We start from the raw sequence: 7,452 nt of genomic DNA, 5'->3' as shown, positions 1-7,452 counted from the left end.
GCGGCCCCGGCGGCGGACCCGGCGGCTGTTGCGAAGAACGTCCGTCGATCCATGCCGCCCGGCTCAGTCACGTCACTGTCCACGCGCAGCGCGGCGTCTGTCCCTGCGTCAGATATCTCTTCCACGAGTTTCTCGAAGTCGTCGGGTTTCATCTGGGAGTCTCCCTTTGAGCTGGTCTTGGCTATCGCTGCACTATATGCCCGGGCTTCACCTTTACCGGTCGTAAGTGACGCGGCCCCGGTCAACCGGAACGGCCCATTTCAGAATGCATTCCTAGTCGCAGCACCTGATGATGCGGTGGTCATACTGCGGCTGGGTACCGGGCACGCCACCACCGAAGTCCTGCGGCACGGCATAGAAAGTCTGCGTCCAGGTGCTGACCTCCAGCGGCTCCAACAGGCTCTCCTGCGGCTCGAACCGGATCGGCTGGCCCGGATTGACGTCCTTCAGCACCTCGGAATCGTCCACCACCACCGTGCCGTTCACGATGACATAGGGGATCCCAGTCGAGGGCAGCGTGCCCTGCTCATAGGTCGCGTTGTCCATCACCGTCTCGGGATCGAAAACCGTGATGTCGGCGATCATGCCTTCCTGCATCCGGCCGCGTTCCTGCATCGACTTCAGACCCATCTCGCTGAACGGGCGGGCCGAGTTCCAGCTGGTCTGGGCCACCGATTGCATCAGCGGGATTCCGTTCTCGCGCCCCAGCCGCAGGGCCTTCGCGAAGCTGCCGGCGCCGCGCGGGTGGCTGTTGGGCAGGTCCTCGTAGGACGTGTCCCAGGGAATGTCCCCGAGGATCGGCACGGTGTCCGAGGCGATCGCCACATCCGGCATCTTCAGCCAGTCGACGATGGCCTCCGGGGGCATCTTGTAGACAAGGACAAGACGGGCGGGTTCCGACGCGATCATCTCGGCCCGGCTTTCCGCAGTGTACCACTCGCCAGTCAGTACGTCCTGGATCGTGTCCTCGTAGCGATAGCCAAGCTGGTCGACCCAGACTTCCGGCTCCAGGAATACGGCGTTCAGCGCGGTCGAGCCCGCGGCATAAGGGTAAAGCTCCCCCCAGACGTTCATTCCCTGCCCACGCATCCTGGTCAGCAACTCGTGCACGAGATTGTATCCGGGGTTGTTGAAGTGGCAGGCGATGGCGGGCGCGCCGAGGGCCGCGGCATTCGCCAGCATCTCCTGGATGCCGTTCGATTCCGTCGTGTCGGTGCCCGGCGTGTAGCGGAAGTGGAAGGCCGAGGGGCGACCATAGTTTCCGGCTGTCTTCTGAAGCTCGAACACCTCGCGGGCACTGGCGCCGTCGCGCATGTAGCCCAAGGTCGAGCCCATTGCGATCGCACCGGCCGCCAGCCCTTCGTCGATGACCCGCAGGATATCATTGCCCTGATTGATGTCGGGCCTGGTCAGGGCCCAGCCGGTCTTGTCCGACCCGCGGTGGTTCAGCGCCTCGGGGCAGTCGAGGGTGGTGATCCCGTCCAGGACGTAGGCGCGCGCCATCTCATGCGAGGAGGCGCAGCCATAGTTGATCTGCGTCGTCCCTTCCCGCATGGCGTACCAGTCGTTGACGAGGGTCCCGAGCGTGCCCATCTCAAGATCCATCACCGTCGTGCGGCCATCCCGGAGTGCGAGCTTGTGGCCCATGGGGCGGACCCAATGGAAATGCGTGTCGATGAAGCCGGGCGCAGCCACGTGGTCCGCGGCATCGATCGTGCGCTCTCCGGTAATCTCATCTGTGGTGATCGCGGCGATCCGGCCGTCCTTGATCCCGACATGGGCAACTTCGTCGAACCCGGTCTCAGGATCCATGACCCTGCCGTTCAGGATGACTAGATCGAAAGGGCCCGACGCCTGCGCCAGCGCGCGTCCGGCAGTTCCTGCAATCGCCGCGGTTGCTGTGACACCTGTGTTGAATTCGCGTCGGCTGATAGCTGTATCGCTCATGTCCAATCCACTCCTTTTGTGCCTACCATCGGGCAAGGCGTTCACAATGTAGCGGCAATGGTACCAGCAGTTTGGGCGGATCAATGTACAGCAGGAGACATTTGGCGCGAGTATCCAGTTATCCGCGACAACGATATTGAAATGCTCCATCTCTCGGAGGACTTCGGCGAGAAATGGGCAGTGGCCTGCTATCAATCCGAATAGCTTTTCTTACCGAATCACCGTTCTGGGCGCAGCACCGGGTGGCACGCCGGCATGGCTGGAACCGGCGAAAATCGGTTGCAAGTTAGAGCGCTCAGATCGCCCCAACCGGCTACACACATCTTCCCGCCATTTCAGTGAGTTACATCGAACATGCAACCGCATCACCAAACCTGCAACGCCAGTTGCATGTTCAGACTTGGCATATGCGTCGATTTTGGGGCCTCACAGGATCCTCTTGGGCCGTTTAAACCAAGTTTAAAAGGGGTTTCTTCGCGTTCTGGCCCAGTGCCTCGCCGCCTCGGCACCTCGGCCGCAACCACGCTATTTCGCGCCAAGTCGGCTGTTTACTGAAGTTTTGGCGCCAACGAGCACAGCACTCTCACGCGTCGTCTAACGCCCTGTTTTCACGCGCCTTCCGGTCTCTTCCGGCCTCTTCGACCCTCTTCCGGCGTCACTGAAGATTTTTCTGTCAACGCACAACTGTGGCTCGCCACAGATTTTTTCAGTGCTTGCCACGCCAAATTTCAGCGAACAAGATTCCGTTTTGCGAAGTCAAACGTCGCTTGAAGCCCCCCCTGTCTGGCATCCATGAAATGGCAGAGGCTACGTCCGCGACCAAGGTCGCGTTGACGACGCAATAGAGAGCGAAGTTTCAACGGATCCGCAGCATGCGCGCTGTTGCCTGACTGCATACATGTTGATGTGGCCAGCCCGCCCTGCGTCGCTCCAGCGCTAGCATCAATTGACAGCGTCGCCTTAAACGCGAAACCTTCGCAACTGGGGGAGGCTAATGAGTAGAAGCCGAAGCTTACGAGTATGAAACGGTTGATTCCGGCAGGATCCATGGGGCGCGCCCTCCGTTCCCCGAAATCGACGAAAATCATCACAGCGATAGCGCTGTTGATCGCCACCGCTATGCTCGTCCTGGCGTCGATGGAAATCGAGCGGCTGATCTACCGGAACTACCTCCAGGATCTGAAACTCGACACAACGATCGAACTGATCGAGATACGCGAAGAGATCGAAGAGGCAGTCGTCGAAAGCACCCTGAAGATCCAGGATCTGGCGTTCTCCATCGCCTCCCATCCGGGGATGGATCAGGCTACCTACGAGCGGGCAGCGGCCGGGGTGTTTGGCGGCAACAAGGCGGTCCTGAACGTCGCCGCCGCTCCGGGCCTCGTGATCCGGTACATTTACCCGCGTGAGGGCAATGAGGCGGCCATCGGGCTCGACTACAACACGACGCCCTCGCAATTGCCGGAAGTGATGGAAGCGGTCGAAACCAAATCGGCCCAGGTGGCCGGACCCGTCGATCTGGTGCAGGGCGGGCTGGGCATCATCATGCGCCAGCCCGTGTTTCTGCGAAACAGCGGGAACGACGGGGCCGGGGCGCTCTGGGGCATCGTCTCTCTGGTCCTCGATATCGAAACCTTCTTCGCGGATATCGGCCTTCACGACACGGCGGACACCCTTGACGTGTTCGTCGCATCTGTCGGTCCGGACGGAACCGTGGACCGCGCCATCTACGGCGACCCCGCCATCGCAGACCGCGATCCCGTCCGGCTCGAATTCGATTTCTCGGGTGGCGACTGGGTGATGATGGCGACCACGGCCGGCGGCTGGCCAAAGGTGTCGCCCACCTATCTCCGCGACTACGGGCTGATGGGGCTGGTCGGCCTTCTGATCCTGGGAACGCTGGGCTACCTGATCTACTCGTCAGAGAGCCGCCGCCTGGCGCAACGGCGGTTTGCGAATGCGATCCAGGCGATGGACAGCGGCTTTGCCATGTATGACCCGGATGGCCGTCTCACCGCTTTCAACGTGGCATATGTGACCATCTACCAGCCGATAGAGTCCCATATCAGCCGGGGAGCACGATATGAGGATCTCGTTCGTGCCGGGGTGCAGTGCCGCCTCGTCGACGTGCCCGAAGGGGAAGAAGAGCAGTGGGTGCAGGACCAGCTTGCGGCCTTCGGCAAGGACACGAAGGGGCATATACGAAGGTTCTCCACCGGCAGATCTATCAAATCTGTCGACCTCCGCACAGAAAGCGGCGACGTCGTCTGCATGCGTATCGATGTGACCGAACTCAACGAAGCGAAGGCGCAGGCCGAGGCAGCCAACCGGGCCAAGACCGGGTTTCTGAGCACGCTGAGCCACGAGTTGCGCACACCAATGACGGTCATCTACGGCGTCGCGCGCTTCCTGCAGAACGCAGACCACCTGCAGCCGGTCAGGGCGCTCGCACAGAAGATCAGGGACCCGCGCCGGGACGCCGATGCGATGGAACGGTCGCTTGACGAACTGGTTTCGACTTTGAGTTCGAAAGTCGAACTTCAGACCCGTTCCTGCGACCGGCTCATGTTCCTGATCGACGAACTGCTCGACTACGCGGCGATCGATGCCGGAACGCTCCGAGCCAACCTGCAACCATGCACGGTCCGGGAACTCCTCGATGCCGTGAGTGAGCAGATGCGGCCGCTGGCCGAAAACAAGAACCTGGTCTTCGAGGTGCAATGCGAAGCGGAAGACGTCTGGGCCGAGTTCACCCACGCCAGGCAGATACTGCTGAATCTGGTTGGCAATGCGATCAAGTTTACCGATGCAGGCAATGTCCGCATAAGCGCCCGTCCGGTCGGGGAGACGGTCGAATTCGCTGTTTCAGATAGCGGCGTCGGCATCAGGGCAGAGGACCTGGCGAGCGTCTTTCGCCCGTTTCACCAATTGGACGCGACGGATATCCGAAAACATGGCGGCACGGGCATCGGCCTCACCGTCTCGCGGGAACTTGCCCGTGCGCAGGGCGGTGACATCCGTGTAGAGAGCTCACCCGGGATCGGCAGCACATTCACGTTCACGCTCAAGGCCGTGCAGTACGAGCAGACGCCGTTTGAAGGGAAACGGTGATGATGCATGGTCATCTGAGTGATGAAATGCAGGTCTCAGCCGATAGCGGTCCCTTCAAATGCCATGTGTTCGGCAGACCGGCCTTCATTTCCGCGCCGGAGCGATCCCGGCCGTTGCCCCGCGTCGCCAGCCAGCTGCCACTTGAACGGACCGGAGATCTCAAAAAGTAACCGGCCTTCCCGAAAAGCGCCCTCCGCACCGCAATGGCCGGGATCCGGGAAACCTCAGCCGCTTTTGCGGTCGAGCGCGGCTGCCTCGCGGATAGCTTTCTCGCTCGGCACCGGGATGTTCATGCCTGGATGCCAGACTCGGGGCGTGATCAGGATCATGATCTCGGTATCTTCCGCCGCGGTCGCCTTGTGACCCAACACCGCTGTCAAAGGCGGAAATTGGTCCGCGCCGGGCAAGCCTGCACGAAAGCTGGCGCGCGAACTCAGAGACAGACCGCCGATCGCGATGGTGCGACCGCTGGGCACCGTCGCCGCAGACTGTACTTCGTTACGCGAGCGAACGACGGAAACGTCGTCTTCGACGGACAGGAAGCGTGACTCGGTGACGGTGAACTCGACGAGAATGTCACCGCCGTTCGTGACAACGGGCAGGATCTCGACAGTCACTCCACTGCTGACATCGTTGACCAGCGTCTCGCCGTCGAATTCGCCGTAGACGAAACGGTCTTCGGCAATCTCCAGCTTGGCCTGCCGGCCGCTGACCGTCGCCAGGTAGGGGCGGCTGACAACGCGGGCGATTGCATATTCCTCAAGCAGATCAAGCGCGAGCGAGAAACTGGTCTCGTCATTCGAGATCAGACTGTCGTAGTAGAATGCCAGGTTGTTCCCCGGCGAGGCGATGTCCAGAAAGATGTCGGCAAAGGTGCCGGAAGCCCCGCCGGAAACCTGCGAGCCAAAGTCGCTGACGCGCTCCTTGTTGAACTCGATGACCAGCGCTTCGATGAAAACGTGCCGCACCGCATCGTCCGAGTTCCGCAGGATACGAAGCGCCTGGTCGACCAGCTGCGCCTCGCCCCTGATGAACACCGCATTCGATGCCGACTTGGCGCCGGCCGAAAATGTTCCGTCGTCCTGTTCGGCCTGGAACATTGTCTGCAACATTTCCACAGCGTCGGTCGCTGACATCGAGGCAAGCCGCACCTCGTAGGCCGTCTGTCCGTCGGAGCTGTCACCGTCAAGTGCGATGGTTTCCCCCTTGATCCCCGGCGAGAAGCCACCGGAAAGCAACCTTGCATCCGACGTATGCGTCACGGTGGGCAACGCCGCATTGCGCTTCCGGTATTCGTCCAGGATCTCCGCCGCCGGAACGTGGGAATCCTTGCCAGCACAGCCCGCCACCAGGCAGGCAAGCATCAGGAACAGGGCGGCGGCCGGAATCCCGAAACCGCATTGTCGTGGTGTGGCCGGATGATGTCGGGCCGGATGATCTAGCCTGCGGGTCAATTCACCGGACCCCGCGGTCCTGACGTGACCCGTGGCGCGCCATATGTCACCGAAAGCTCCCGCCTTTTTAGTTGGGGTGCACCATTGCATCGGTTCAGGTTCGCCTTCCGTCGCGCCATCTCTGTTCGATCTTCCGGTCTGCGTTTGGCATTTCACGTCTCGCAGCGCGCGACAGAATTCAGGCGCGCGACCTGCGGCAAATTACGAATGTGTTTTGCGTGAACTTCCACACGGCACTGACCGGCAGACCCGGCCCAGAATTGGAGCGTGTCTTAACATGATGTCGTCCCCAGATCGTGCAGGCGAACTGGAGTATTCTTGGAGAAATCATGCAGTTTGGGCCTGAAACCGGATTAGCCGTATTCGGCACCGGACGCGTTGTGGTCATGGGTGCGTCGGCGGAGCGCGACGACGTCCCGTCAGGCACTGAAACCATCAGCCCGTTGGACCGGGCCCAGCAATGTCTCGATTGTCAATCCGAACCAGCCAGATCGGGCCCATCAAATAGTGGCTGTTCAGATCGCGCGGGGGCTTTTCAAACTTACTGCCGAGACAGCCAAGCCACACTGCCAAAGCGAACCGGTTCCAGATCGCCGGAGCAGAAGAGTAGACAAATCTGAAGAGCTGCGCGCCGTTCAACCCTTGCTGGAGGACTCCAGCGCCTCGATCCTGGCCTTAAGCGCCTCGTTCTCTTCGCGTGCCTTCTGCGCCATCGCGCGGACCGCGTCAAACTCCTCGCGGGTGACGAAATCGCGGTCGGCCATCCAGCGGTCGACCCAGCCCTTCATCGCGGTTTCGGCCTCATCCTTCGCGCCCTGCGCCACACCCATGGCGTTGGTCATCAGCTGGCCGAGATCGTCGAAAATCTTGTTGCGGGTCTGCATGCCATTGCTCCGTTACGCTTGCCCCATATATGGGCCGTCGCGGCGCCACGGACAAG

General features: G+C 61.2%; 4 protein-coding genes. 1 reads left to right on the top strand and 3 read right to left on the bottom strand.

The genetic code is table 11. The features are described from left to right. Positions 1 to 273 precede the first annotated feature (273 nt). Positions 274 to 1,947, bottom strand: a complete 1,674-nt coding sequence (locus HCO70_RS24145) for an amidohydrolase family protein (protein ID WP_172300470.1) — start codon at positions 1,945 to 1,947, stop codon at positions 274 to 276. Positions 1,948 to 2,994: 1,047 nt separating this feature from the next. On the opposite strand from HCO70_RS24145, the gene HCO70_RS24140 reads away from it, so the two are divergent. After that, positions 2,995 to 5,058 (top strand): ATP-binding protein, encoded by a 2,064-nt coding sequence (locus tag HCO70_RS24140; protein WP_172300469.1) that lies wholly within the window; start codon positions 2,995 to 2,997, stop codon positions 5,056 to 5,058. Positions 5,059 to 5,282: 224 nt separating this feature from the next. On the opposite strand, the gene HCO70_RS24135 is transcribed toward HCO70_RS24140, so the two are convergent. Then, the gene (locus tag HCO70_RS24135) at positions 5,283 to 6,422 is read right to left on the bottom strand and encodes a type II secretion system protein GspD (protein WP_216665604.1); all 1,140 of its coding nucleotides are present in this window, start codon (positions 6,420 to 6,422) and stop codon (positions 5,283 to 5,285) included. A gap of 725 nt (positions 6,423 to 7,147) precedes the next feature. Further along, positions 7,148 to 7,396, bottom strand: coding sequence for an accessory factor UbiK family protein (locus HCO70_RS24130; RefSeq protein ID WP_172300467.1), 249 nt, complete (start codon positions 7,394 to 7,396; stop codon positions 7,148 to 7,150). Positions 7,397 to 7,452: the final 56 nt, after the last annotated feature.

This window comes from Pseudoruegeria sp. HB172150 (genome assembly GCF_013184805.1).
Classification (GTDB): Bacteria; Pseudomonadota; Alphaproteobacteria; order Rhodobacterales; family Rhodobacteraceae; genus Psychromarinibacter.
The sequence above is the reverse complement of the archived record's forward strand: the minus strand, read 5'-3'. Positions and strand labels throughout refer to the sequence as shown.

What these genes read in the sequence shown, in the direction of transcription:
- HCO70_RS24145 (WP_172300470.1), bottom strand. Translation starts at nt 1,947, where the DNA reads ATGAGCGATACAGCTATCAGCCGACGCGAATTCAACACAGGTGTCACA.
- HCO70_RS24140 (WP_172300469.1), top strand. Translation starts at nt 2,995, where the DNA reads ATGGGGCGCGCCCTCCGTTCCCCGAAATCGACGAAAATCATCACAGCG.
- HCO70_RS24135 (WP_216665604.1), bottom strand. Translation starts at nt 6,422, where the DNA reads ATGCTTGCCTGCCTGGTGGCGGGCTGTGCTGGCAAGGATTCCCACGTT.
- HCO70_RS24130 (WP_172300467.1), bottom strand. Translation starts at nt 7,396, where the DNA reads ATGCAGACCCGCAACAAGATTTTCGACGATCTCGGCCAGCTGATGACC.